Origin of the sequence: Roseovarius marisflavi, assembly GCF_900142625.1 — a bacterium.
GTDB classification, from domain to species: domain Bacteria; phylum Pseudomonadota; class Alphaproteobacteria; order Rhodobacterales; family Rhodobacteraceae; genus Roseovarius; species Roseovarius marisflavi.
Genome location: NZ_FRBN01000020.1, coordinates 16,066 through 40,178 on the forward strand (window position 1 = coordinate 16,066; position 24,113 = coordinate 40,178).

Annotated in this window: 22 protein-coding genes and 1 pseudogene; 10 read left to right on the plus strand and 13 right to left on the minus strand. The window is 58.8% G+C overall.

Annotation, left to right across the window (positions count from 1 at the left end; genetic code table 11):
• Position 1: 1 nt before the first annotated feature.
• The 5 genes from BUB78_RS15060 (at position 2) to BUB78_RS15080 (ending at position 5,704) form a co-directional block, all read left to right on the plus strand.
• The gene (locus tag BUB78_RS15060) at positions 2 to 772 is read left to right on the plus strand and encodes a F0F1 ATP synthase subunit delta (RefSeq protein WP_073199407.1); all 771 of its coding nucleotides are present in this window, start codon (positions 2 to 4) and stop codon (positions 770 to 772) included.
• Complete coding sequence (locus BUB78_RS15065) at positions 762 to 2,315, plus strand: F0F1 ATP synthase subunit alpha (RefSeq protein WP_073199409.1); 1,554 nt, start codon at positions 762 to 764, stop codon at positions 2,313 to 2,315. Before BUB78_RS15060 ends, BUB78_RS15065 begins: the two co-directional genes overlap by 11 nt.
• Before the next feature lie 25 nt (positions 2,316 to 2,340).
• Complete coding sequence (locus BUB78_RS15070; protein ID WP_245813519.1) at positions 2,341 to 3,246, plus strand: F0F1 ATP synthase subunit gamma; 906 nt, start codon at positions 2,341 to 2,343, stop codon at positions 3,244 to 3,246.
• Between the two features lie 144 nt (positions 3,247 to 3,390).
• The gene (locus tag BUB78_RS15075) at positions 3,391 to 4,332 is read left to right on the plus strand and encodes an LOG family protein (protein WP_073199410.1); all 942 of its coding nucleotides are present in this window, start codon (positions 3,391 to 3,393) and stop codon (positions 4,330 to 4,332) included.
• 1 nt (position 4,333) lies between these two features.
• Positions 4,334 to 5,704, plus strand: coding sequence for an MBL fold metallo-hydrolase (locus BUB78_RS15080; protein WP_073199412.1), 1,371 nt, complete (start codon positions 4,334 to 4,336; stop codon positions 5,702 to 5,704).
• Between the two features lie 281 nt (positions 5,705 to 5,985).
• Here BUB78_RS15080 and BUB78_RS15085 read toward each other — a convergent pair whose 3' ends face one another.
• The gene (locus tag BUB78_RS15085; RefSeq protein ID WP_073199414.1) at positions 5,986 to 6,705 is read right to left on the minus strand and encodes an SGNH/GDSL hydrolase family protein; all 720 of its coding nucleotides are present in this window, start codon (positions 6,703 to 6,705) and stop codon (positions 5,986 to 5,988) included.
• Positions 6,706 to 7,478: 773 nt separating this feature from the next.
• Positions 7,479 to 8,363, minus strand: coding sequence for a helix-hairpin-helix domain-containing protein (locus BUB78_RS15095; protein WP_073199418.1), 885 nt, complete (start codon positions 8,361 to 8,363; stop codon positions 7,479 to 7,481).
• 138 nt (positions 8,364 to 8,501) lie between these two features.
• On the opposite strand from BUB78_RS15095, the pseudogene BUB78_RS21450 reads away from it, so the two are divergent.
• Together BUB78_RS21450 and BUB78_RS15100 are read left to right on the plus strand one after the other, a co-directional pair.
• Positions 8,502 to 8,588, plus strand: a pseudogene (locus BUB78_RS21450) (thiol reductase thioredoxin); the annotation flags it as partial.
• 33 nt (positions 8,589 to 8,621) lie between these two features.
• Positions 8,622 to 8,936: a thioredoxin family protein gene (locus BUB78_RS15100; protein ID WP_342742334.1), complete on the plus strand. Its 315-nt coding sequence runs from the start codon at positions 8,622 to 8,624 to the stop codon at positions 8,934 to 8,936.
• Positions 8,937 to 9,012: 76 nt separating this feature from the next.
• On the opposite strand, the gene BUB78_RS15105 is transcribed toward BUB78_RS15100, so the two are convergent.
• From BUB78_RS15105 to BUB78_RS15120, 4 genes are read right to left on the minus strand one after another with little or no spacing between them, the layout of a single operon-like run.
• On the minus strand, positions 9,013 to 10,575 hold the full coding sequence (locus BUB78_RS15105) for a bifunctional aminoglycoside phosphotransferase/ATP-binding protein (RefSeq protein ID WP_073199421.1): 1,563 nt from the start codon (positions 10,573 to 10,575) through the stop codon (positions 9,013 to 9,015).
• Positions 10,576 to 10,580: 5 nt separating this feature from the next.
• The gene (locus BUB78_RS15110) at positions 10,581 to 10,829 is read right to left on the minus strand and encodes a hypothetical protein (RefSeq protein WP_073199423.1); all 249 of its coding nucleotides are present in this window, start codon (positions 10,827 to 10,829) and stop codon (positions 10,581 to 10,583) included.
• The gene (locus BUB78_RS15115) at positions 10,826 to 11,395 is read right to left on the minus strand and encodes a DUF2953 domain-containing protein (protein ID WP_073199425.1); all 570 of its coding nucleotides are present in this window, start codon (positions 11,393 to 11,395) and stop codon (positions 10,826 to 10,828) included. The genes BUB78_RS15110 and BUB78_RS15115 overlap by 4 nt, the downstream gene beginning before the upstream one ends.
• A 6-nt stretch (positions 11,396 to 11,401) precedes the next feature.
• Positions 11,402 to 11,755 (minus strand): GerW family sporulation protein, encoded by a 354-nt coding sequence (locus BUB78_RS15120; RefSeq protein ID WP_073199427.1) that lies wholly within the window; start codon positions 11,753 to 11,755, stop codon positions 11,402 to 11,404.
• A 339-nt stretch (positions 11,756 to 12,094) separates the two neighbouring features.
• Between BUB78_RS15120 and BUB78_RS21225 the strand changes: the two genes are divergently transcribed.
• A complete protein-coding gene (locus BUB78_RS21225) occupies positions 12,095 to 12,325 on the plus strand; it encodes a DUF5765 domain-containing protein (RefSeq protein WP_245813521.1) in 231 nt (76 codons plus the stop codon).
• A 1,015-nt stretch (positions 12,326 to 13,340) separates the two neighbouring features.
• On the opposite strand, the gene BUB78_RS21230 is transcribed toward BUB78_RS21225, so the two are convergent.
• On the minus strand, positions 13,341 to 13,490 hold the full coding sequence (locus tag BUB78_RS21230) for a hypothetical protein (protein WP_245813529.1): 150 nt from the start codon (positions 13,488 to 13,490) through the stop codon (positions 13,341 to 13,343).
• On the opposite strand from BUB78_RS21230, the gene BUB78_RS15130 reads away from it, so the two are divergent.
• Complete coding sequence (locus BUB78_RS15130; RefSeq protein WP_245813523.1) at positions 13,456 to 17,769, plus strand: CheR family methyltransferase; 4,314 nt, start codon at positions 13,456 to 13,458, stop codon at positions 17,767 to 17,769. The genes BUB78_RS21230 and BUB78_RS15130 overlap by 35 nt on opposite strands.
• Positions 17,770 to 17,912: 143 nt before the next feature.
• Here BUB78_RS15130 and BUB78_RS15135 read toward each other — a convergent pair whose 3' ends face one another.
• Positions 17,913 to 18,356 (minus strand): c-type cytochrome, encoded by a 444-nt coding sequence (locus tag BUB78_RS15135; RefSeq protein ID WP_139279364.1) that lies wholly within the window; start codon positions 18,354 to 18,356, stop codon positions 17,913 to 17,915.
• Positions 18,357 to 18,486: 130 nt separating this feature from the next.
• Positions 18,487 to 19,884, minus strand: a complete 1,398-nt coding sequence (locus tag BUB78_RS15140; RefSeq protein WP_073199430.1) for a preATP grasp domain-containing protein — start codon at positions 19,882 to 19,884, stop codon at positions 18,487 to 18,489.
• Positions 19,885 to 20,008: 124 nt separating this feature from the next.
• Here BUB78_RS15140 and BUB78_RS15145 point away from each other — a divergent pair, with 124 nt between their 5' ends.
• On the plus strand, positions 20,009 to 20,839 hold the full coding sequence (locus BUB78_RS15145; protein WP_073199432.1) for a class II glutamine amidotransferase: 831 nt from the start codon (positions 20,009 to 20,011) through the stop codon (positions 20,837 to 20,839).
• 185 nt (positions 20,840 to 21,024) lie between these two features.
• Here BUB78_RS15145 and BUB78_RS15150 read toward each other — a convergent pair whose 3' ends face one another.
• The 4 genes from BUB78_RS15150 to BUB78_RS15165 form a co-directional block, all read right to left on the minus strand.
• The gene (locus tag BUB78_RS15150) at positions 21,025 to 21,444 is read right to left on the minus strand and encodes a CBS domain-containing protein (RefSeq protein WP_073199434.1); all 420 of its coding nucleotides are present in this window, start codon (positions 21,442 to 21,444) and stop codon (positions 21,025 to 21,027) included.
• A gap of 113 nt (positions 21,445 to 21,557) precedes the next feature.
• Positions 21,558 to 22,112, minus strand: a complete 555-nt coding sequence (locus tag BUB78_RS15155; RefSeq protein ID WP_073199494.1) for a nucleotide exchange factor GrpE — start codon at positions 22,110 to 22,112, stop codon at positions 21,558 to 21,560.
• A gap of 28 nt (positions 22,113 to 22,140) precedes the next feature.
• A complete protein-coding gene (locus BUB78_RS15160) occupies positions 22,141 to 23,544 on the minus strand; it encodes a DegQ family serine endoprotease (RefSeq protein WP_073199435.1) in 1,404 nt (467 codons plus the stop codon).
• Positions 23,545 to 23,601: 57 nt separating this feature from the next.
• Complete coding sequence (locus BUB78_RS15165; RefSeq protein ID WP_073199496.1) at positions 23,602 to 24,111, minus strand: Hsp20/alpha crystallin family protein; 510 nt, start codon at positions 24,109 to 24,111, stop codon at positions 23,602 to 23,604.
• Positions 24,112 to 24,113 lie beyond the last annotated feature (2 nt).

A 24,113-nucleotide genomic window follows, 5' to 3' on the forward strand; every position in this document is an offset into this window, starting at 1 on the left:
TATGTCGGTTGACTGGATCACTGTGGCGGCTCAGATCGTCAACTTTCTGGTGCTGGTCTGGCTTCTGAAGCGGTTTCTGTATCGCCCGATCCTCGACGGCATAGATGCACGTGAACAAGAGATCACGCAGCGCATGCAAGAGGCCGTGCACGCGCGCGAGGAGGCCGAGACCAGAGAGCAGGAATACCAGGATCAGATAGAAAGCCTGAACCTGAAACAGGCGGATATGACTGAAACGATCCGGAAAGAAGCTGAAAAGCAGCGCGACGTTCTGCTGGCCGAAGCGCGCGAGAGGCTCGAGAGGGAACGCGCCTCCTGGTCCATACACCTTGATGAAGAGAAACGGAAATACACCTCCAGACTGCACCGCGTCGGCGCTTCGGCGATTCTGGCACTGACCGGCAAGGCGCTCACCGACTTGGCGGACGAGACACTGGAGGAGCGCATGGTCCAATCGCTTGCGCGGCGGATCGAGCCGATGGCATCGGACCTGCGGAGGGCGGCAGGACAAGCCGCAGAAGCCGTCGTGACGTCGCACGCCCCCTTGTCTCAGGCGGGCCAGGACGCAATGGAATCGAAATTGCAGGAGGTGTTTCCCGACCTCTCCGTTCGGTTCGAGGCGAACGATGAACAGTCGCACGGCCTCATTCTGCGGATCGGAGGGGCGCAGCTGGCCTGGACCGTAGAGACCTATCTCGACGGGCTTGACAAGATGATCGACGCGCAACTGTCCTCGCGAGAAGGTTCCGGAGCACAGTCAGATGAGCAATAGCACTCATGCGGAAGACAGGGCCCCGGAAGACAGGGCCTCGGAGGACATGCTCAGCAAGCTGCTCGACAGCCCGTCACCCGGACCTCGTCTGAGCGAGATCGGGCGGGTGGCCGAGATTGCGGATGGCATCGCGATCGTGTCCGGCCTTGAACACGCCTTGTCGGAAGAGTTGCTGCGCTTCGCCAGTGGCGTTCAGGGCATCGTGCTTGACCTCGAGCCCGGTCGCCTTGGCGTCGTGTTGCTCGGCCCGTCCGCAGGGGTCAGCATTGGCGAAAGCGTGATGCGGACCCGCAATGTCGTCAGCACCAAGGTCGGTGCGGCACTTCTGGGCCGTGTTGTCGATGCGCTCGGCACTCCGTGTGACGAGCAAGGTGCAATTACGGTTGAAGAGGTCCGACCCGTTGAGGCGGAGGCCCCGAAGATACTTGACCGGCAAGCGATAACACGCCCGCTTGCGACCGGGTTCAAGGTGGTCGATGCGGCGGTTCCGGTCGGTCTGGGGCAGCGACAGTTGATCATTGGCGACCGGCAGACAGGTAAAACGTCTCTGGCCGTGGATACGATCCTGAACCAGAAATCCAGCGACGTGATCTGCATCTATTGCGCCATCGGGCAGCGGGGCGATGCCGTGGCCAAAGCCATCGGAGCAATCACCGAGGGTGGCATGATGAAACGGACCATCGTCGTGGCTGCGGGCGATGAGGATGCCGCGGCGCTCGCCTACGTGGCGCCCTACGCCGCACTGAGCATGGCCGAATATTTTGCCGATCAGTCAAGGGATGTCCTGGTGATCCTCGATGATCTCACTCATCACGCGCGATCCTATCGCGAACTGGCGCTTTTGCTGCGCCGCCCGCCGGGACGAGAAGCGTTTCCCGGCGATATCTTTTATATCCATGCCCGATTGCTGGAACGTGCGGGGCAATTCACCGAGGCGGCGGGCGGCGGCTCGATCACGGTTTTGCCGGTGGTTGAAACGCAGGCGGAAAACCTCAGTGGATATATCCCGACCAACCTTATCTCGATCACCGATGGGCAGATTTACCTGTCACCCCGTCTTGTGCGCAAGAACCAGTTCCCGGCGGTCGATCTGGGCAAATCCGTCAGCCGCGTTGGTGGCAAGGCTCAAAGCAAAGCCTTTCGTTCAGTGGCGGGCAATCTCCGGGTCACCCTGTCGCAATTCGAAGAGCTCGAGGATTTCGCGCGCTTCGGCACCCGTCTGGATGAGGCGACGCGCAAGAGACTGACGCGCGGCGCAGCCGTGCGGGCGTCTCTCCGTCAGGCAGAGCGTGACCCGATGACGGCGATCGAACAACTCGCCGTTCTCGTTTCTGCAATGGAGGGACATTTTGATGGGCTGAGCGACGCCGAGACAATGCGTGTGATGGCGGCACTCAGATCAAGGGTTGCGCGCGAGCTCGGCGATATCGCGGAGCGTATCGGCGGTAACGACGCGCTGAGTGACGAAGATCGCAACCGGATGCTCAAGCTTGGGTCCGCCGCCCGCAAGAACTTGGAAGGTCATGATGGCGCAAACTCTTGAAGCACTTTCGCGACGCATGACGAGCATGCAGGATATCCGCAGCATAGTGCATACGATGAAAACGCTGTCGGTGATCAATTCGGCGCCCTATGAACACGCCGCAAGTGCGATCGCGGCCTATCACGAAACCGTTTTGTTGGGTTTGCATGCGGTCCTGAGCCAGGTAGGTCCGCTTGATGTCGGCCCGCCGGTCAATGGGACAAAATCATTCGTCGTGTTCGGCTCAGACCACGGTCTGTGCGGCAACTACAACGAGGCACTTGCGGCCCATCTGACACAGCACATGGCGGGCGGTTCCGAGAGAGACACCATTCTGTGCGTCGGGGCACAGATGACAGATGCGCTGAGCGATCTGGGGATGACTCCTCAAACGACGGTCTTTCCGCCGGCATCCGTTGATGGCATCGGTCGGCTGGCCAACCAGCTGACCCAACAGCTTGCCGACATACAAAACAGTCTCGGGTCGGGCGACATGGCCGTATCGCTGGCATATGTCACGCGCGACGGACCAGTTGGGCAGCGGCCAGTGGTGACCGATCTTCTCCCCCTAGACCCAGGCCTTGTGCGCAACCTGCAACGCAAACCATGGTCCTCGCGAAGCTTGCCGTCATTTTCGATGCCGCCATCCGAGGTGTTTCAGGCCTTGGTCCGGGGGCACCTTTTCGCAAGCATTTTCCATGCTGTCGCCGAAGCGCTTGTGACGGAAAATGCGGCCCGGTTGGCGCAGATGCAGCAGGCCGAGAAGTCTGTTGATGACAGATTGGAGAGCCTTGGTTCGGAAATACGATCCGTGCGTCAAAGCGAAATCACCACTGAACTGCTCGATGTGATCATCGGATTTGAAGCGCTGAAAAAGAAGCGCGGCAACACGGCAAGTCAGCCCAAAGATGTGCTGGCGGAAACGCATTCCGGTGGTCCCCGGCAAACCTGAACCGCAGGGCTTCAGGCTCGCGAAGACCTGCACCGCTTTTTACCTTCGGGGGCAAACACAGGTGACGATTGACGCATATCAATTCGACCGATCTTTCGGGGTGGCATCGTCGCAGTTCCAGGTCTGAACATAAATGGGTTGTCGATGTCGCTTTCAAAACAGAAGCCGGAACCGGCGCATCCGCATGTTCGCCAGGTTGCGCTTCCGTGGAAGACGCCCAAGCCCGATGTCGAAGACCCAAGGGCCTCTGCCCTGGTGGCCGAACTTCTGAACAGCCCCGAATACCGACAGGCCGATAAGGACGTCGCGTTTCTCCAGCAGGATGAAACCCGCGGTGTGCGATTGCAGATAGATTATCAGAAGGCAGAAAACCTCTTGGGGGAGCACGGTATCGCACAGTCGATCGTCGTCTTTGGAAGCACGCGCATCCCCGAGCCGGGTGCCGCACGCCAGGCCCTGTCGGATCTGGACGAACAGATCGAAAAAGACCCGGACAACGCAGGGATAAAGACCCGCATCACGATTGCACGACGCATCCTCGACAAGAGCCGTTATTATGAGATTGCCCGCGAATTCGGCCGCGTTGTAGGGCGCGCCGAGGGGTGCGACCTGGCGATTGTCACGGGCGGTGGTCCAGGTCTGATGGAAGCCGCAAATCGGGGCGCGCACGACGTCAAGGCACCAACGGTCGGGATGAACATCGTTCTGCCTCACGAGCAGTTTCCCAATCCCTATCTGACACCCGGCCTGTGTTTCAGTTTCCACTACTTCGCAATCAGGAAACTTCATTTCCTGCTGAGGGCACGGGCTCTTGTCGTCTTTCCTGGTGGCTTTGGGACGCTGGATGAATTGTTCGAGACCCTGACGCTTATTCAGACGCGAAAAATCCAACCTGTGCCGGTGATCCTTGTCGGGCGGAGCTACTGGGCGAGGGCATTCGACCCTGACTTTCTGGTCGAGGAAGGGGTGATTGATCCCGAGGATAGGGACCTCTTTTGGTACGCTGAAACAGCCGAAGAGATTTGGCAAGACATCCGCCGCTGGTATGACCGGGCCGGGCTGCGATTGACAAAGGACGGGACCTGAAATGCGTCTTTCCTTCCACGGAGCGGCTGGCGGCGTGACGGGGTCTTGTCATCTCGTCTCGGTCGGGGGACGCAACATCCTGATCGACTGCGGCATGTTCCAGGGCGGGCACGAGCTTTACGAAGACAATGCCGCGCCCTTCGGCTTTGATCCTGCGTCAATCGACATCCTGCTTTTGACCCATGCGCATCTCGATCACTGCGGTCGGATACCCCTGTTGCTGAAACGCGGTTTTTGCGGCGAGATTATCAGCACAGCTGCGACACGCGATTTGGCCCGTCTGGTTCTGATGGATTCAGCGCATCTGCACGAGGAAGAGGCACGGCGCCGTAAAAGGCATGGACACAAGGCCGGGCCGCTCTTTGATACAGTAGACGCGCTGGACGCCATCGAACTGTTCGGGCGCAAGGCCGAGTATGGCAAGGCGCTGGAGATTGGAAAGGGCATCACCGCCACTTTCTTTGATGCGGGTCATATCCTCGGATCGGCGAGCATTCTTCTGACAGCCGTTGACGGCGGACGCCGCCGTCGCATCCTGTTTTCCGGTGACATCGGTCCGGATGAGCGACCGCTCCTTGATCCACCGGCTCCGCCGGGCGGAGTTGACGTCGTTGTAATGGAGACAACTTATGGGGATCGAGATCACCGCTCACTGGATGCCTCGATCGAGGAACTCTACCAGGCCATCAACGACGCGGATTCGCGCGGCGGAAATGTCATCATTCCGACCTTCGCGCTTGAACGTACGCAAGAGCTGCTGTTTTTTCTGCGCGAAGGGATGCAGGCAAAGAAAATCCGCGCATCGCTTCAGGTTTTCCTCGACTCCCCAATGGCGATCTCTGCCACCAAACTCTTTGAGCGTCATCCCGAGGCGATGAAATCGGAACTCTCGAAGATGCTGCGCGGCGGGCAGGACCCCTTCAAGCTCCCCGATCTTCACTTCGTGCGCGAGGCGTCGGAGTCGATGGCGCTGAACCGTCTGCGATCAGGTGCGGTCTTGATGGCCGGGTCAGGCATGTGCACAGGCGGCCGGGTCCGCCACCACTTGCGCCACAATCTGGCCCACAGCGACTGCAGCGTCATTTTTGTCGGGTTCGCGGCAGAAGGCACTCTTGCACGCATCATCGTGGATGGCGCGAAATCGGTGAAACTGTTCGGCCACGACGTTCCCGTGCGCGCACATATCCACACGATCAACGGCTTTTCGGCACATGCCGGGCGCAAGGAATTGCTGAACTGGCACCGCCATACCGGCACGCCCGAAGTCACGTTTCTGATCCATGGGGAAACAGGAGCGCGGGAAAGCTTCGCCAGGCTCTTGAGCGGAACACGGGTTGAGATGCCCAGGCAACATCAAAGTTTCGAGGTTTGAGTGCACAGGTCTGATGCATCATCATCAAGGGCATGGGTAAACTCCTGATGACATGACGCGTCACCGACCGTTTCGGCATATTGAAGGGCTCTCAGTTTACGTTGAATCTCGCGCTCGTCGTTCGTCATTGAATATACCTCCATCCCAAATCTGGGAATTTACAGGAGGTGTCCCGCGAGTCCGTACATATCTGCAGCGCCAACAAAAGGCCGACTTTTGCTCCGCCCTGATGGAAGACGGTTTTGACGCCGTTGACAGAACAGTTTGTTTTGAGACGACTGCTATGTTTTGCCGAGCTGTTTGATATCGCGGCGGATTGCACGATAGATTTTACGGGCCCACTCTGAATAGATTTTCGGGCCAGGATGAAAGCCGTCAGGGCTCATCTTTGAGGCGTCAGGTTCGAATTCCATTTCAATAAATCGACATCCATTGCGATTGGAGACAAGGTCGCGCAGCGCTTGATCAAATCGTTTTGCCTGCGCACCCAATACCCACCGGAGTGGCTGCGGCAGCAACGGGAAATGCTGGATCGGGGGCATGCCCGATACGCAGATAACATCGGCGTTAAACTTCCGGTCCACCAACTGGAGCAAATTTGAGAAACGCTGCACCCATTCCGATAGCGGCACATTTGCAGTGACATCATTTACACCAAGCGAAATAGACACGATATCAAATTTCTGCGGTGCGCACTTCTGCAGACGGGCGATCGTATCGGCAGTGGTGGCGCCAGTCTTCGCATTGACGGACCAATAGACTGTATTGGTCTGAGACATCCTTTTGCGCATATGACCCAAGAGCGCTTCTTCCTGATGCGACGTGCCGACCCCCACAGCAGAACTGTCGCCGATGATCAACAGACGGATCTCGGGCCCTTGCCCGCTAACGCCATGGCGGCGACCGGAAGGATCAGGCAAGCGCAAAGCTGACCTTCGCACCAATGCGCCTTGAGCGACCAGAATTGGAAACAACAGAATTCGTAATGCATGGTCTAACATCTCAGCCTCCAAAACGAGACGCGCTATTTCGAGTGTGATGCAGAGCGAGTCCCTTGTGCGCTTTTGTATTTTCCGTCAGCGCGTCCAAGAAGCTCAGGCAAATGTGCGTTGCTCCTTTTGTAGATGCATCCGCGTCAGCGGAATTGATAATAATCAAATGCACGCGCGTGTATCCCGCCATGGCGGCCGTCTGTGCAGGGTGCCGCGCGGGTCGGTTTGGCCCGCAGGCGTCAATCGCTGCGCTTGTCGCGATGGTTTGCCCAAGTCGCTCTTGAGGTATATGGGCTACCGGTACTGGCGGGGCAGGGGCGTCGACTGTCTGTCGGCCATTCGCCAACCGATGCACCTCAGCAAGGTCATTTCCCAACACATATGCGACCAGTTGATCCCACTGCTGCACCCGGACACACCCTTGCGACAAGGTCCAATAGTTTTGATCAAATCTCTCGCGGTGATTGGTGTAATGTAGATACTCAATCGCGGTGCCATGGTGTGCCACGATGATACGGCTTCGCAGCGGGGATGCCCTGATTGAACGCAATCAGTTCAAAGGATGGAATGTTCACAAAGATGGCTTTGCCATCTGGGGCGCTTTGTAAACAACACCGGCCCGGTCCAGCTGCGCCTGAAAGCTGTCAGCCGATGTCTTCAGGGGCAGCGCGCAAAAGGCCAGAATGACGATAAGGGCCAATGCTGATAAGATCCATTTTCGACGTGTAATCAATTGCTTGACCCTCTTATCTAAAGTGAATGTCCGGTGCTCCTTGGTGCGGTTACACAGACCTTTGTTCTTGCGCCTCGTAATAGGCTTGGCAGGCCTTTTCCTGACCGCGAATGACGCGTTTTCCGTCAAGAGCGCCACCGTGTTCCGTGACAACGGTGACTTGCCCTTCAGGCTGATCGGGGCGTTCAAAATAGATCACCACCCAGTCGCGGTTTTTTCCAAAACGATGCGCTGCCGGGCTATTGGAAAAGAGCGCGGTGAACTGCCATCCGTCCCGTTCGGTATGCAAGATCGGCAGACGGGCTTCGCCTGTCGGATTGAACCGGCGCGGTTTGATTTCGGGCAGCTTGTCAACATTACTGCGATAGGTCTGATCAATTGAAAGAATGTCAGCGAGAGAGGGTTGCTGGCGATCAATCGGGGCCTGTCGCGGACGTCTGCGCGCCAGCATGTCCGCCAGAGAGTGGCGCAGGCTTTCGACCCGGCGCGGCCCGAACCCCTTGAGGCTGGCCAATCGTCCGTCATAGGCTGCGGCCTCCAGCGCCTCGAGTGTTTCGATGCCCAGATCGTCATGGATTTGATGGGCCAACGCGGGGCCAATCATCGGTACTGTCCGAAGCACCTGCTCAGGGTCCGCCGCGCCGCGCAAGCGATCCAGCAGGCCCGAAGCACCCGTATCGAGGATTTCGGCGATGGTGGCCGCGATCGACTGTCCGATTGTCGGCAGATCATCAAGACCGCGTTTGCCGCCGCGCTGATAATCGAGCCGAACGGGATGTGACAATCCCCTCACGTAACTGGCCGCATCGCGGTATGCCCTTATGCGGAAAAGCGAGGCATTCTGTTGCTCCAAAAGGCGTGCCACTTCATCCAGCTTGTCTGCGACAAAGCGGTTTTCCGACAGAGCGTCATTCACCGGTTGTTGTGGGCCCATGATCTTCTCCGATCCATTCCTTTTTCCATGTTAAGGTGTCGTTTGGGCCTGTGCCTTGATCGCTGTCAATCAGCACGGCGCGCCGTCAGGCCAGACTGCACAAATGATCGGCTCCATGAGACAAAGGAAACCTCCAGGATGAATGATGTCGTCAGATTGACCTGTCTGGCCTGTGGACAGGCAAACCGCGTTCCGGTTGCTAAACTGGACGCAGGGCCAAAATGCGCCAAATGTGGAAATCCTTTAGCTGCAGGCGACGTGAAAGCGTTTGACGCGCGTGTTCACAACAAGGCCACCCAGACGGACGAGTTGCCCCTGATCGTGGATTATTGGGCACCGTGGTGCGGACCGTGCCGCATGATGGCGCCGGAGTTTTCCAAAGCCGCCAGTGCGTTGCAGGGACGGGCGCGGTTTGCCAAGATTGATACGGAGCAGTTCCCGCAAATCTCGCAACGCCTGCAAATCCGGGGCATTCCGTTGCTGATCCTGTATAACCGTGGTGCCGAGATCGGACGGTCGTCAGGCGCAAGACCGGCTGCCGAAATCGAGGATTTCGTGCGCCGGAACGTATAGGCCGGGTCCTGTATCGGTGGGTAAAATCAGCCTGTTTTGCCGGGCGAACGGCCCGCACAACGCCGGGGGATGGGTCCTATTGCTCTTGATCGGTGTCTGCGTCGGTCTTTTGTAATTCGGTTCTGAGATGCGCGACTGTCTGTGCGATTGATCCAGAGGCATCAATCACCCGCCAATCTTCGGGGCGCGTGGCGCTGGTATATTGCGCCCGCACCACATCGGCATCGGCATCCGACGCATCGCCGCGCCGTGCTGTTACCCGGTCGATCAGTATATCCAAAGGTGCATCCAGCCAAAAACGGTGCAACACGACATGCGCGCGCGCGGCCAATGCCGTTGCTTTTTCCTTGTCGGCATGCGCCAGAAACGTGGCATCGATCAATACAGAGTGGCCCGCCTTTAGAATACGTTCCGCCCGCTGAATGACCCTGTCATAGATGGCCGCGCGCGCTTCTGGCGAATACGCGGACGCAGAAAGATGGCTTTGCGGATCAGCACCCTGCATCGCCTTGCGCTCGGTATCACTGCGCAGAAGAACCGCTCCGGGGGCCGCCCCGATCCGGGGTGCCAGGTCTTGTGCCACGGTTGTCTTTCCACTGCCCGACAATCCGCCAATCAGAACAAGCGCGGGTTCAGGCGGCGACAGGACGGCCAGCGCTTCGGTCAGATAGCGTGCTGCGTCTTCGCCGATAGGTGATCCGGTCGCGCGGGCCGTTTGTGCCAGCACCATTGCGCGGATTGCGGCACGTATCGCGATAAACAGCGGCAGTGCCGCCAGCCCGTTGTCCTCGCGCCCCATGGCCGCCAGCAGATAATAGCTGAACACAATATTGGCCACGCGACCAAGGGCGCGATGCTGCAAATCCATGATCAGAAACGCCAGATCATAGAGGACATCGCAAGTGCCCAGAACTTCATCGAATTCCAGCGCATCAAAGGGAACCGGCTTGCCGTTGAGCAGTACCAGATTGCCAAGATGCAGATCGCCGTGGCAACGGCGAATATGTCCGTCAGCGCCGCGTTGGCGCAGCAGCGGGGCAAGGGTGTCCAGCGCAGTGCGGCTTTGCGTGTGAAACCGGTCAATCTGTGCGGCGTCCAGCAGGTCATCCAGGTCTGCAAATACCCGGTCCAGTTCATCCAATATATCGGCGATCAGCGTTGCGCCATCGGCAGTGCGTTGCGGCGTTTTGACGTGGTAATCAAACACGCTCTGTCCAAGGGCACGCGCAAGCACGTCATCCAGCCGACCCTCATGCGCGATCACCGCCAATTCATCGGATGCCGGGAACCGCCGCATTCGCAGAACCCATTCGACGGGTGTCCCATTGCCATCCAGCGCAAGGCGTCCATTCGCCTCGCGCGTGACCGGGACTACACCTTTGTAGATGTCGGGGGCGATGGGTTGGTTCAGCTCCAGCTCGCGTCGGATCATCTTTTCGCGCAAATCAAGCGTCGACAGGTCCATATAGTCATACCGCACCGCGCGTTTGATCTTGAGCGCGACATCGCCTGCCAGAAAGATCAGCGCGCCATGGGTTTCAACCAGTTCAACGGCTGCGGCCCCGGGGTGGTGATTGGGACAAGAAAGAAAGGCAATCACTTGGTCTTGTGTCTTGGAGTCTTTGGAAGTCTGCCCCATAGCGGTCAATCAACCTCTAACGCTCTGACCCAGGCGCCGGGGCAGAGCTTCTCTATCTGGTCGCGTGTCATGGGCATGCCGTCTGCTCCAAAGGCCGTCAACGCCGAGTCCTGCCGGATCAGAACCGCAACGGGTCTTTTCTGTCCAGCCACAATAACACTTCCGTTGCGGTGATTGGCGCAGACCACGCAGTCCGAAATCGCCATGACTCGATATGACCCGATTTCTATCATCTGATCCAGCGTAACTGTCATCGACCGGGTCCAAATGCGCGCCATGCAAACCGAGAGAGAGGGACAAACAGCGAGGCCAGCGTGACGCGAACGACTGCCGTCACGCTGCCGTTCAGGATTGCCCGGGTAAAATCCGGACGCAGATCGAGCGAAACCGATGCAGGCATGGGGTTGGCATATTGCAGGGGCATCAACACCCCGCAAAGCTGACCGGTATCGGCCGGATCGCCAAGGCCATAGTCCGCGTCAATGTGCAGCTCTGTCAAATGAATACGATCCAAAATACCCAGGAACAGTGATGGCACAGCCCGGACTACAGGGCCATGAACGCGCTTGAGCCGTGGCAACCTGCGTTGCTTTGGTTTTGCCGGTTCGGGATCGGGCCTGACGTCAGGGCCTTTGCGCGGCCCCTCGGCCAACGTCAGGCGAGGGGCCAGTCCCGCCAATGCACGCATCTCGACGCGGTAGGCAAATTGTGGCGATCTGGTCAGGTGCACCCTGACAAAGACCGGTGTCATGAGGGCCACACCGACCAGGAACAGCATCGCAAGCAACAGCCACAGGATGATCGCGAGCAGCAGTGCCATTGCAGGTCAGGCGTCTGGTTTGTCTTTTGACGCCGACATTTTGCCCATGACAGCAGTCGCGGCCTTGGCGGCAATCTCTGTCATGCTGGTCAATGCGCCCTTGACGGATTCGACCCGCGCGCCGTCCTTGTCAAAGATGATCGCGCCGAGTGGTTTGATCCCGCCACCAGCACCTGTTCCGGCCGAACTGCCCGATTTCCGGGCGACATTTCCGCCAGCGCCAAACCCGAACCCGTAGCTGACAATCGGGATAACCGTCGCCCCCTCGCGTTCAATCGGGTCGCCAAGCACGTTTTTGGCATTCAGCAACTGGTCAAGCTCTGCAACCGTGCCCTTCAGCAGTCTCTCAACATCTTCCATCGGTCATTCCTTAGGTTTTGGGGGCATGGCTAATATTATTAACTGCAATAGGGTCCGGGCCCATTGACACTGATCAATCGTCAGTCCTGAATTGTGTTTTTGCGTCGGCCTCAACCGCCGTGACGATTTGCAGGTGTGTGCAGTGCGATCAGGAATTGATCAGCATCGATCCGCTTGGTTTGGCAGACGGTAGCGGGGGTCAGGAAAGGATGCTGTCGCGATGTTTCGGAGTGTGGAAGCATCAGTTGGGATGGTTGCAATTGGCACGGTTGCGTCTGCCGTCACTTATCGGCGTGGCGACCCGCCTGCAATTTGGCTAACGCTCGGTTTTTTACGGCAGTGCAGGCTCTGCAAGTCGCCGGGTACGGCGTGCTCGACCAATGTGGGACACGTGCCAACACCTCTGTGACCGTGCTGTCATATCTGCATATCGTGATCCAGCCATTCTTCATCAATACCTTCGCGATGGCGCTTGTGCCCGGTGTGATCAAGCGCCGCGTGCGGGGGGGCAGTCTGCGCGGTGTCGTCGCTTGTGATGTTGGCGCAGATCATGCCACTCCCTCAGCTTGATGACTGCCAACCGGGCAGCGAGCTGTGTGCGTAAAGATGGTGTAGGGTTTCCGGCGATTGGCACATTGCGGGGGATGTCCCCTACAACGGCCTGCTTGTTGATGTGGAGCGCATGTTTGGCATATGTTCCGGATTCCCAACCGATTAGATTGCGGCATTCATCTTGCCATACATTTATGGCGCGTGGCGGTTTGTCATCATTCATGCGGTAGCCGGTCCCGTCCTTGCCGCTGACCTGGCGACAAATCCAAACGAGATGCCTGCGATATGGTGCCTTTTTCAATCACGATTTTGCTCATCAGTTTGAGCCCTCTTGCAAGGCAAGCGGTTTCAACCACGCGGTGGTGGGGCAGGTCTATTGCGTCTGGCTAAATGCGGCCTTGTAGGGCCGTCACCCCCACATAATCTCAAACTGAGACACGACCTGTGTTTTGCGGTCTTTGACAAACTGTCCGCAACGGAATGAAGCGATGATCGTCTGGTCGAGGTATGAAACTGCAGGGTCAGACAAAATGACAAATATCAATGCGGCTGGGGCTGGAACGCGCCAGAATGATATCTGTACTGAGTCTGCCCTTTTGATGAGTACCTGCGCCCCCCTGTTGCGTTTTTAGTCGCCTGGGGGCGCAATCATCTCCGCAAAATAATTCATCTGCGCTGTAGCTCCGGTACTCGGGGTGCTTTTGCATGTTATCCCTGGATTTTCTTCACCTGCCGACGGTCGAATACCCTGCAACCGCTGCGCTATCGCCCAAGGCGGGGGGACTTGGATCAACACCCTGCGCGCCTTTGCCGTTCGGGATCAAATCAAGTAATGGGCACATCGACGCTGCGAAATAGTCAGCACTTGTCGCAAGGCTGGTCAAGGCTGGTCAAGGCTGGGTAAACTATTCTAAACTCAGGGCGCGACGCAGACACCTGGAGATTTTCTGATGGCACGAAAGCCTCAAAAGCCATCACCTCGATCCGATGCCGAGGCAGCCGCGAAACCTTCACGCAAACGGACGAGGCGAAATCAGTTGTCCGGTTCAAAGCCGACCGAAACAAAGCCTGCACCGGCTTTGACGCCGGTCATCGGGCTCGGGGCATCTGCCGGCGGCTTGCAGGCACTCACCGATTTTTTCGAAGCGATGCCGGATAAGGCGGGCATGGCTTTTGTCGTCATCCACCATGTGGATCCAAACCACAAAAGCCTGATGGCCGATCTGCTGTCCAAGCACACGAAGATGACCGTGGAACTTGCGGCGGACTGCACACCTGTCAAACCCGATCATGTCTATATCATCCCGCCCAAGGAATTCCTTTGGATCGAAAACGGTGTTCTGCGCCTGATGGAGCCGCCTGAACCGCGCGGAATGCGGCTGCCAATCGACTTTTTCCTGCGGTCACTTGCCGAAGATCAGAAGCAAAGCGCTGTAGCGGTCATCCTGTCCGGTACGGGCAGCGACGGCACGGCGGGCTTGCGCAGCATCAAGGAAAATGGCGGCATGGTTCTGGTGCAGGAGCCAAAGGAGGCCGCCCATGATGGTATGCCGCGCAGCGCGATTGCGACGGGCTCGGTCGATCACGTACTGCCTGTTGCCGAGATGCCTGCGGTCATTTCGGACTATGTGGCGCATCCCTACATCAAACAGGGGACAAGCACCAAGACTATGGGCGAGAATGCCCGCGGGGCATTGTCCAGGATCATCACGGTTCTGAAGGCCCATACTCCGATCAATTTCGAATGCTACAAAGAGGGCACGCTTCTGCGCCGGATCGAGCGGCGCATGGCCCTGCGCCATTTGGAAAGTTCAGCGGACTACCTGGCGTTGCTCAAGGATTCGCCGGAAGAGGCGGAAAAGCTCTGTGCCGATCTTCTGATCAGCGTCACGGCCTTCTTTCGCGACCGCGAGGTATTCGAGTATCTTGCCGAACACGTCATTCGCGATCTGGTTGTGAACTGCGCACAGGGCAAGCCGATCCGGATCTGGGTGCCTGCCTGTGCGACGGGCGAGGAAGCCTATTCGCTGGCGATGTTGGTGATCGAGAAAATCGAAGCCTTGCGCAAGGACGTCAAATTGCAGGTCTTTGCATCCGACGTCGATGAACATGCGCTGTCCATCGCACGGACGGGCGTTTATCCCGATTCCATCGTCGGCGATGTCTCGCCCGAGCGACTGAGCCGCTTTTTCGAAAAAGAGGACCATTCCTATCGCGTGAAGCCGGAACTGCGCGAAGCCGTGGTCTTTGCGCATCAGAACATCCTTGCCGATGCGCCGTTCTCCAAGCTCGACCTGATCTCTTGCCGGAACCTGCTGATCTACCTGAACCATCAGGCGCAGGAACGGGTCATCCAGATGTTCCATTTCGCCCTGAATGAAGGCGGGCTGCTGTTTCTGGGATCGTCCGAGACCGCAAACAATCATGAGGTTTACTTCAAGCCGGTTTCCAAGAAACACAGATTGTACAAACGGGTCGGGGGCGGGCTGCATCGCCATTTCGATTTCCCGGTCACAATAAACCCGGCCTTCGGGCAGACCACGCCCGCGCTGCGCAGCGCCGAAGCAAGCCGTGGGCTGCGTCTTGCCGAACTCAGCAACAAACTGTTGGTCGATCGCTATGCGCCAGCGGCCGTTCTGATCGACGCCCGCATGGAAACGCTGTTTGTGCAGGGCCCGGCGGATCAGTACCTCAAGGTGCCAACCGGCGAGGCCAGCCAGGATTTGCTGGACATGGCCCGCGACGGGTTGCGCGCAAAACTCGGCAGTACGATCCGCCGGGCGTTCAAAACCGATCAGGATGTGACCGCGTCGGGAACCGTGACGCGTGCGGGGCATAACATTCCTGTCTCAATCGCTGCGCATCCGATGGTCGTGGACGGGATCAAGCTGGTGCTTGTGACCTTCGCGGACACGCCTGTGATAAAGGCATCTATCGACTCCGAAGGGGGGCCAAAGGACAGCGCAGTTCACACCCAGCTTGAACAGGAGCTTGAGGCAACCCGTCTTGAGCTTCAGAACACCATCCGGGAATACGAACATTCGACCGAAGAGCTGAAGGCGTCGAACGAAGAAGCGATGTCGATGAACGAAGAGTTCCAGTCGACCAACGAGGAACTGGAAACCTCCAAGGAAGAACTGCAATCGCTGAACGAAGAGCTGACGACCGTCAATACCGAGCTGCAGCAAAAGGTCGAGGACGAGCGGCACCTGACGGACGATCTCAATAACCTTCTGTCCAGTTCCGGCATCGCAACCCTGTTTCTGGACCGCGATCTGAAGATCATGCGCTTCACGCCCGCGACCCGGCAGCTTTTCAACGTCATCGCCAATGATGTGGGCCGCCCCTTCAGCGATATCACCAGCAAGATAGACGATCCGAAGCTGCTGGAAGATGCCGTAACCGTTCTCCAGGACCTGACTCCAAGTGAACTTGAGGTGCGGGCCGATGGCGACAAATGGTTCATCAGGCGCATTCTGCCTTACCGGACCCAGGACGGAAAGATTGATGGCGTGGTCATCACCTTCTCGGAGGTCACCGATGTAAAGGCCTTGCAGCAAGCGTATGAAGGCGCGTTGCAATTCGCCGAAGCGATCATCGGAACCGTGCGCGAGCCGATGCTTGTGCTGGACAAGAACCTCGACGTCGTCAAAGCAAGTCTTTCTTTTTTAAGGGCATTTGAAACAACACCTGAAGACACCGAAGGCAAGGCCCTGTTTGCTTTGCACGACGGCCAGTTGGATCAGCCGACCCTGCGCAAGCTTATGGAACGCATTCTGCCCGAAGAAACCACCGTCGAAGGGCATGAGGTCGTCGTCGACATCAAGGGCAAAGGGGCCCGGACGATGATGGTCAACGCCCGCCAGATGAAAGACGGCACGGGCGGTCGTGATTTTATTCTCATGGTTTTGGAGGATGCCACCGAGCGGCTTGAGATCCAGCATCGCCTTGAAGAACGCGAGGCACGCCTGAGGGCAGTTCTGAATGCCGCCCCGGAGGCGATTATCACGATAGATGATCAAGCCATCGTGACGAGCTACAGCCCGGCGGCGCAAACCATTTTGGGCTATACGGCGGCAGAGGTGATTGGCCAGAACGTCAAGATGCTGATGCCGGAACCGCACCAGCATCAGCACGACGGCTACCTAGATCACTACAAGGCCACCGGAGAAAAAAAGATCATCGGGATCGGTCGTGCGATGAACGCGCGCCGCAAGGATGGCACCGAGGTGCCGATCCGGCTCACTGTTGCCGAATGGTGGATTGACGGCGAACGGAACTTTACCGGTATCCTGCATGATCTGACAGAGGACATGAAACGCCGCGACGCCTTGCAAAGGGCCCAGAAAATGGAGGCCGTGGGACAGCTTACCGGCGGCCTTGCGCATGATTTCAACAACCTGCTGACAGTGATCATCGGCAATCTGGAATTGCTTGAGATGAACCTGGGGGATTTCCCGAAGAAGGACCTGTTGCAGGAGGCACTGGAAGCCTCTGACCTTGGCGCAAAGCTGACCGCGCAATTGCTGGCATTTTCCCGCAAGCAGACGCTTGAATCGGAAACTGTGCCGCTCAATGATCTGGTGCGATCGGTCCAACCTCTTCTGAAAAGGACGCTGGGGGATGACATATCGGTCGAAACCGATCTGGCCGAGGATCTGAAACTGACGTTGACCGACCCCGGTCAGATCGAAAACGCCATTCTGAACCTCGCCATCAACGCCCGTGACGCGATGCCCAACGGCGGCACCCTGACGATCGAGGCCAAGAACGTGACGCTGGACAGGGATTACGCTGCCACGCAGGTCGATGTCGAACCCGGTGACTATGTCGCCCTGTCTGTCACCGACACCGGCATGGGCATGAGACCCGAGGTGATGGCCCGCGCATTCGAGCCGTTTTTTACCACCAAGGCTGTCGGCGCGGGGTCGGGGCTTGGCCTGAGCATGATCTACGGTTTTGCAAAGCAGTCGGGCGGCCATGTGGCGATTTACAGCGAAGAGGGGGTGGGCACGACGGTCACGCTCTATCTTCCGCCCGCCGGCAAGGGGGCTGCGGCAGTTGCGGGACCCGTTGAAGGTGACATTCCGAAATCGCGAAACGAGACCATTCTGGTGGTTGAGGATGACCCTCGGGTCCGGCGGCTGACCGTGACCCGTCTGGAGGATTTGGGCTATGAGACCCTGGCCGCCGAGAACGGGCCCGCCGCGCTTGAGATTATTCGCGGCAATGACGGGATTGATCTTGTCCTGTCGGATGTGGTGATGCCCGGCGGCCTGAACGGTTTTCAGGTCGCGGATCAGGCGCTTGCGATCAACCCCGCGCTCAAGATTTTGCTGGCGACCGGATATGCCAGCGGCGGAGCGGCGACCGTCGGTGCGGTCCAGAACCGCCACCCCTTGTTGCGCAAGCCGTATAGCTTGCGTGACCTTGCAAAGGCGTTGAGAGATCTGCTGGAATGACGTTGAAACCCAGGCCCGCTTTGGCCCGCTGATAGAAAGAACCGGCTCGTGCGAGGGCGGCGAGGTCAGGCCGGGTGTTTTACCCCCAGCCTGAAAAGGCCGGTTTCAAAAAGCGCTGCCCCGGCTATTGCCTGCGAGTCTGCTTACAGTTCCTGAATTGATTGCAGGAAGTGGCTCAGCTCCAGAATGCGGGTGCGGACCCTGAATTCGTTGATCTCGTCCGGGCCATGGCGGCTCATTTCCGAATTCATGTACCGATCCCCCCAGACCGGCATCTTGCGGTCTCCGTGTGCCTCGACATCCCCCCGGCCATCAATGACGTCGAAAACGCGGTCCGAGGGAAAGACGCCATCATTATTGGCGGCCAGCCTGGTCAGATCGCCGGGATCGACACCCCTGAAAACGCGGGTCAGGAAACCGGCACCCTTACCGTCCTTGCCGTGGCAGGAGGCGCAGGAATTCAGGAACTCGGTGGGGTCGGCTTTGAACCCGTCTGTTTCCTGCGCAAAGGAAGCCGTGCCGACAGTCGTGACCACGATGGACGCACAAAACCCGAGTGCGAGCCGTGACATCATTGCGTGTTTCATTTTGTCCTCCTGACGTTTCAGATGATCCTGCGCCAAGATAACCCGGCGCGGGACGGCCCCGTTGATCTTTGTCAATTGCAGGTCTTCGCCCACTGCTGGGGCGGGCCTGTCCGGTTCAGTGAGGGGGCCGTCAGGCGGATGACATCAGACGGCTCATTGCCTGATCGCCCAATGCCCGGGCCGTGGCCTGAGTGTCTGCGACCACCATGAAGTTGACCACCGTGCCTTGCGTTGCAAGCGGTGGTGAAAGAAGGATGACGCCATTTGCAGGCGAGGCACGCCGATAGAGCAGGTCATCCAGCCGTTCAAGCAGTTCGCCCGTCCCGATCCATTTGCCGTTCAGCTTTTCCTGCAGGATCAAAAGCCCCTTGAACGACCGCAGGTCGCCCGATGCGACCGCGGCCGTCATCGGTATTGATACGCCCCCCCATCGGCCGTTGCACTCTATCCAGTGAATCGTGTCGCGTCCGTCTTTGCCCGCAACAAGCACAGCGTCAAAGCTGCACCGCCCATAATATCCGATGTGCTGGAGAACGGCGGCGATCTGTTCGGATTCGCCATGAAATCGGCGCAGGATCGGCTCGGGCAGGGACGCTCTGGCGGCACCGGCAAAGGCCGCAACCTCGCCCATGACGGTCTGTTCGAAAATGCCTTCGACGATCGGTTTTCCGTCGCCGGGTCTTGGAACCCACAATTGCGCCGAGGGGGTGCTGACGACATTGTCGTCCCAAACGCCGACAAGGACCGGATAGCTGTCCCGCCAGCCCGTGGCGTGCAGGCGCTCCAGCAGGAAATCCCGTATCTCGGTCAGTGTTTTGGCGGCCAGGAACGTACTGCTCACCCGCACGTTTCCTGCGGAGCCGGCGCTGTCGGGGACCTTGACAACCACCTGTGCGGCCCGCTTGCTGATGTGCGAGACAAGCGCGGCGGCGGCGGCCGGACCGTAGGCCGACATCGTCGGCGGCGTCGCGTCACGGCCCAGCACCGCACAGGCCAGTTGCGAGAACCAGAGCTTGTCATTGCTTCGCGTCGTGACACGGGGCGAGGGGCCGCAGACGTGAACAACCTGTTGCGCGGCCTCGCCGATGGCCTTGGCCAACCGCCAGATGTTTCCGGTCGTCAGATAGGATTTCAGCGTCAGACCGCCATTGCGCGACGCGGTTTCTGCCAGGCTTTCAATCAGCGCAGAAGAGGCGAGCGCCTGTTTCGAAACCGGCAGGATGTCAGGGCCGTGCACCTCAAGAAAGGTCAGGTTTTCAAGCCCGAGATGCCCGGCAAGATAGTCTTCGAACCGGGTATCGCGTCTGCGGACAAGAACGATGTCATTCGACCGGGCCAGATGGGACATCCGATACTCGAGGTGCGTTTCCTGTCCTGACCTCAACAAGCTGATTTCGGATTGATCGCCAATCAGCAGAGAGGGGCCGGACCCCGTGCCCTGACGCACGAAAGGCCCGAAATCGAGCGAGCCCAGCAATGCGGGCTCGTCAGCGACAAGGCGCTCGGCAATCGTCGCGCAGTCTTTCATCCGGGTCCTCCGCAACCAATGGGCAGGCTTAGCCTAGGGCGGTTTTTTCGACTGCAATTGAGCGATGTCATGCCGCCCGCGCGCGGCGTGATAAGATGCCTCTGGCAAAACAAGAGGTGAGATCATGTGCCGTCTTTATGCCATGCATGCCAATGAACCGACGCGGGTCGAATGCGGTCTGGTCAAGTCGCAAAATGCCTTGATGGCGCAAAGCGAAAGCGACATGAGCGGATATGCGCATGGTCATGGCTGGGGCATTGCCGATTACCCTGACGGCGTTCCGATCCTTGAAAAACAGGTCTGGGCGGCCTTTCACGGCGAACATTTCGCCCGCAAGGCGGCGCAGGTCTATGCCCGCACCGTCGTGGCCCATGTCAGGCGTGCGACCGTTGGCGGAACCAGCCTTGAAAACACGCATCCCTTTGTGCACGGGCGATGGATCTTCGCGCATAACGGCACCCTTCCCAACTTTGACCGTGTGCGTTTCCCGATGCTTGAGCATATGGACCCGCTGCACCGGTCCGAAATCCGGGGGACGACCGACAGCGAGCATGTGTTTCGCTATCTTCTGAGCCTCTTTCTGCGCCATCCGGAAGACGGGCTGATGGCCAGCGTGCGCCGCGGCCTCGAGCAGATCGTCGACTGGTGCGCCGAAGTGGACCCCGATGCCAGGGTGGGTTTGAACATCGTGCTCACCGACGGAGAGCACCTGGTCGGGTCGCGCCTGAACCGGTCGCTTTATCACCTGCAGCGCGACCACGTCTTTTCCTGCCCGATCTGTGGCAAGTCGCATGCCCATCACCAACCGACAACGGACTATCAGGCGGTCGAGATCGCTTCGGAACCCGTCACGCATGGGGAAGACTGGTACGAAATACCCAATGGCACCCTTTTCCAGATTGCCGAGGATTACCGCCTCGACATGGAGCCGCTGGCCCGAAACGCAGTCGTTTGAGACAGGTCGAGACCACTCAGATGTCAGGGTTTCGCATGCGGACAACAAGACAATGGCGCGCATCGCGCCATCTGCACATGGCGTGACTTCATCCTGATGTCTCTTTCGGATTGGCGCGTTCGGGCACAACAGTGGATGGTGCCGGACCGAAGGTCACCCGCGACAAAAACCGTCTTTCTTTCAGGTCATCTATGATGATCGGATACCGCCTGCAGCAGTTCCCCCGACAGATCGCGGCTGACAGAATGTGCGACATCACCAAGGCTGAGCATCCCGACCAGCCGCTTTTTGTCGTCAAGTACCGGCAGCCGACGGATTTTCTTCTGATCCATCAGGTGAATTGCGTCCTCGACAGTTTCGGTGGTCCGGCAATAGACAATCCCTTTGGTCATCACGTCTTCGGCCGTGGTCTTTTCCGGATCACGCCCGGCGGCCACAACCCTGAGCGCGATGTCGCGGTCCGTAATCATCCCGACCAGTTTGTCGTCCTTGCCAATTGGAACGGCGCCGATATCTCCCTTTTTCATCATTTGTGCAATTTCGCTTACCAGCGTGTCAGCGCTGACCCAATCCGCGTTCTCATGCATCGCTTTCGAGATTTCCATGGTTGTCTCCTGTGCTGGATGTGTTTTCTTTTTAGTATAGTGGGCAGAGCGAATGGCTGATTGATCGGCGTCAAGATATTTGGTCGGCAAGGGGATCAGCCGTGCCGCAGGCCTTATTCCTTCTCAGAGCTGCCTGGCGCGGCACTGACTGTCACCTGTGCGGGTCGGATCAACCGCCGTCCAAGGGCAAAGCCCGGACGGTGCAGAACCAGGACATTGCCCGGTTTCATCTCGTCTGTTTCCTTTATTTGCATGGCTTCATGCAGTTCCGGGTCGAACGGCGCATCCTTGGGGGCAAGCATCGTGACCCCAAGGGCCTTCAGTCCGGTTTCGAACGCCGTTTTGATCGTTGAGAGGCCCTCCAGATGCGCCTTGATCCAGGGGTTGTCCGCTTCGGGAATCCTGCGGGCCGTTTCAAGGGCCAGAAAAACCGCATCCAATGCGGGGGCAAGGGCGTCCACGGCCAGTGAAATGCCATGCTCGCGCCCATCGAGGCGAGACGCATCGGCGCGTTTGCGCGCGTTCTCGGCCTCTGCGAGCGCTCTTTTCCACCTGTCGGTCAGCGCTGCGATTTCGGCGTCCCGGTCCACTGCGTCGGTGTCCGGGTCCGGTTGCCCGGGGACGCCGCCTTTGGCCGAAGTGTCGGCCTCTTTGTCATTCTCCTTCATTCCGCCCTCCATTTTGAATGTCGCCGTGTCAGCGCATGATCAGAAAAATGCGGGCCGATCCGCGTTGGATCGTCAAGGCGAGCGCCCGGTCGACTTTCGTGAGCTGTTCGCGCAACTCGGCAACCGATGCGACAGGCACGCGGTTGACGGCGAGGATGATGTCGCCGACCGCGATGCCCGACCGCGCGGCACGGCTGCCGGGGTCCAGCCTCGCCACCAAGACACCGGGTACCTCGCCGTAAAGCGGGTCGCCCGGCTCAAGATTGCGGAGGTCTGCTCCGGACAGCCATTCCAGCCCGTGACCACCTGGCCGGGGGCCGCCTTGCGGTCCGCGTCGCAGGGTCGCCACCACAGTCTGCCGCTCGCCGTTGCGGATGATCCCGATCTCGATGCTTCGGCCGGTCCGCTTCAATCCGATCTGGCTGCGCAGATCGGCGGACCCGGCCACGGGGCGGCCATCAACCGACACGATCAGGTCGCCGGGCTGCAATCCGGCGGCTTCGGCCGCGCTGTCCGGTTCGACCTGGGTGATCACTGCACCCGCACCGGCCTCTAGCCCGAGCGCCTCTGCAAGATCGGGGGTGAAATCCTGTATTGTCACGCCGAGCAGACCGCGCTGCACCTCGCCAAATTCGATGAGCTGATCGGCGACCGCCTTGGCCATGTTTGCAGGCACCGCAAAACCGATACCGACATTGCCTCCCGATGGCGCGATGATCGCGGTGTTGACCCCGACAAGATGCCCGTCCAACGTGACCAGGGCACCGCCGGAATTGCCGGGATTGATTGAGGCGTCGGTCTGGATGAAATCCTCGTATCCTTCGATATTGAGGCCGCTCCGCCCCAGGGCGCTGACGATGCCCGAGGTCACCGTCTGACCAAGGCCGAAGGGATTGCCGATTGCCAGAACGTAATCTCCCACCTGCAAACGATCGCTGTCGCCCAGGTCGAGGGCGGTCAGATTTCCGGCGTCGATTTTCACAAGGGCAATGTCCGTTCCGGGGTCGCTCCCGACCAGTTCCGCGTCAAACTGGCGGCGGTCCTTGAGCGTTACGGTAATGCGGTCGCCGTTCTCCACGACATGGTGGTTGGTCAGCACATAGCCTTTTTCTGCATCAATGATCACGCCGGAACCCGCGCTCATCTGCTGGCGGCGCTGCGGCTGTTGCGGCGGCGGCTGCAGGTCGAAGAAACGCCGGAAGAACGGGTCGTTGAACAGTGGGTTCATCTCGACAGAGCGACTGCTTTCGACGGAGATGTTGACAACGGCTGGCGTCACCTCGGCCAACAGAGGCGCCAGTGTCGGCAGCCCGTCATCGTTTAGATACAAGGGCCGGTCAGCGGTCTGCGACATGCCGGGCGCTGCGAAGGTTATCGAAAAGACCAGGATCGCGGCCAGCGTCCGGCCCAGACGAGAGACAACTTCAGCCATTTCATCACTCCTTCAGACGAGAGCAAGAGGCCGGGAAAACCCGGCCCCCCGCATGTTTCAGGCGGCTTTCACGGGAATGCGTTTGATGCTTGCAAGCGCCTCTTCGGTCTTGGGAAGGCTGACGGTCAGCACGCCGTTCTTGTAGGTTGCTTCAGCCTTTTCAGGATCGACACCGGCGGGCAGGGGCAGCGTGCGGTGGAACGAGCCGTAGTGGCGTTCGGACATGTAAACGCCCTTGCGCTCCTCTTCGTGCTCGATCTTCTTTTCGCCGCGGATCGTCATCGTATTGCCGGACAGGGATATGTCGATGTCCTCTTGCTCCATTCCGGGCAATTCGACGGAGACCTTCACGCTTTTGTCGGTTTCGGTGACATCGGTGCTTGGGCCAAACAGTCCCAGCACGCTGTCATCGCCATTCCAGCTGTTTTCGACCCTGCGCCAGAAATCCTCGAACACGTGGTTTATATCGCGCTGCAACGATACCAGAGGATTGCTCGACGTCGCGTTTTCGCTTGCCGGGCTGGTTTCCTTGTCACGTCCCGAGGGGATCAGATCTTTGATTTGCATGA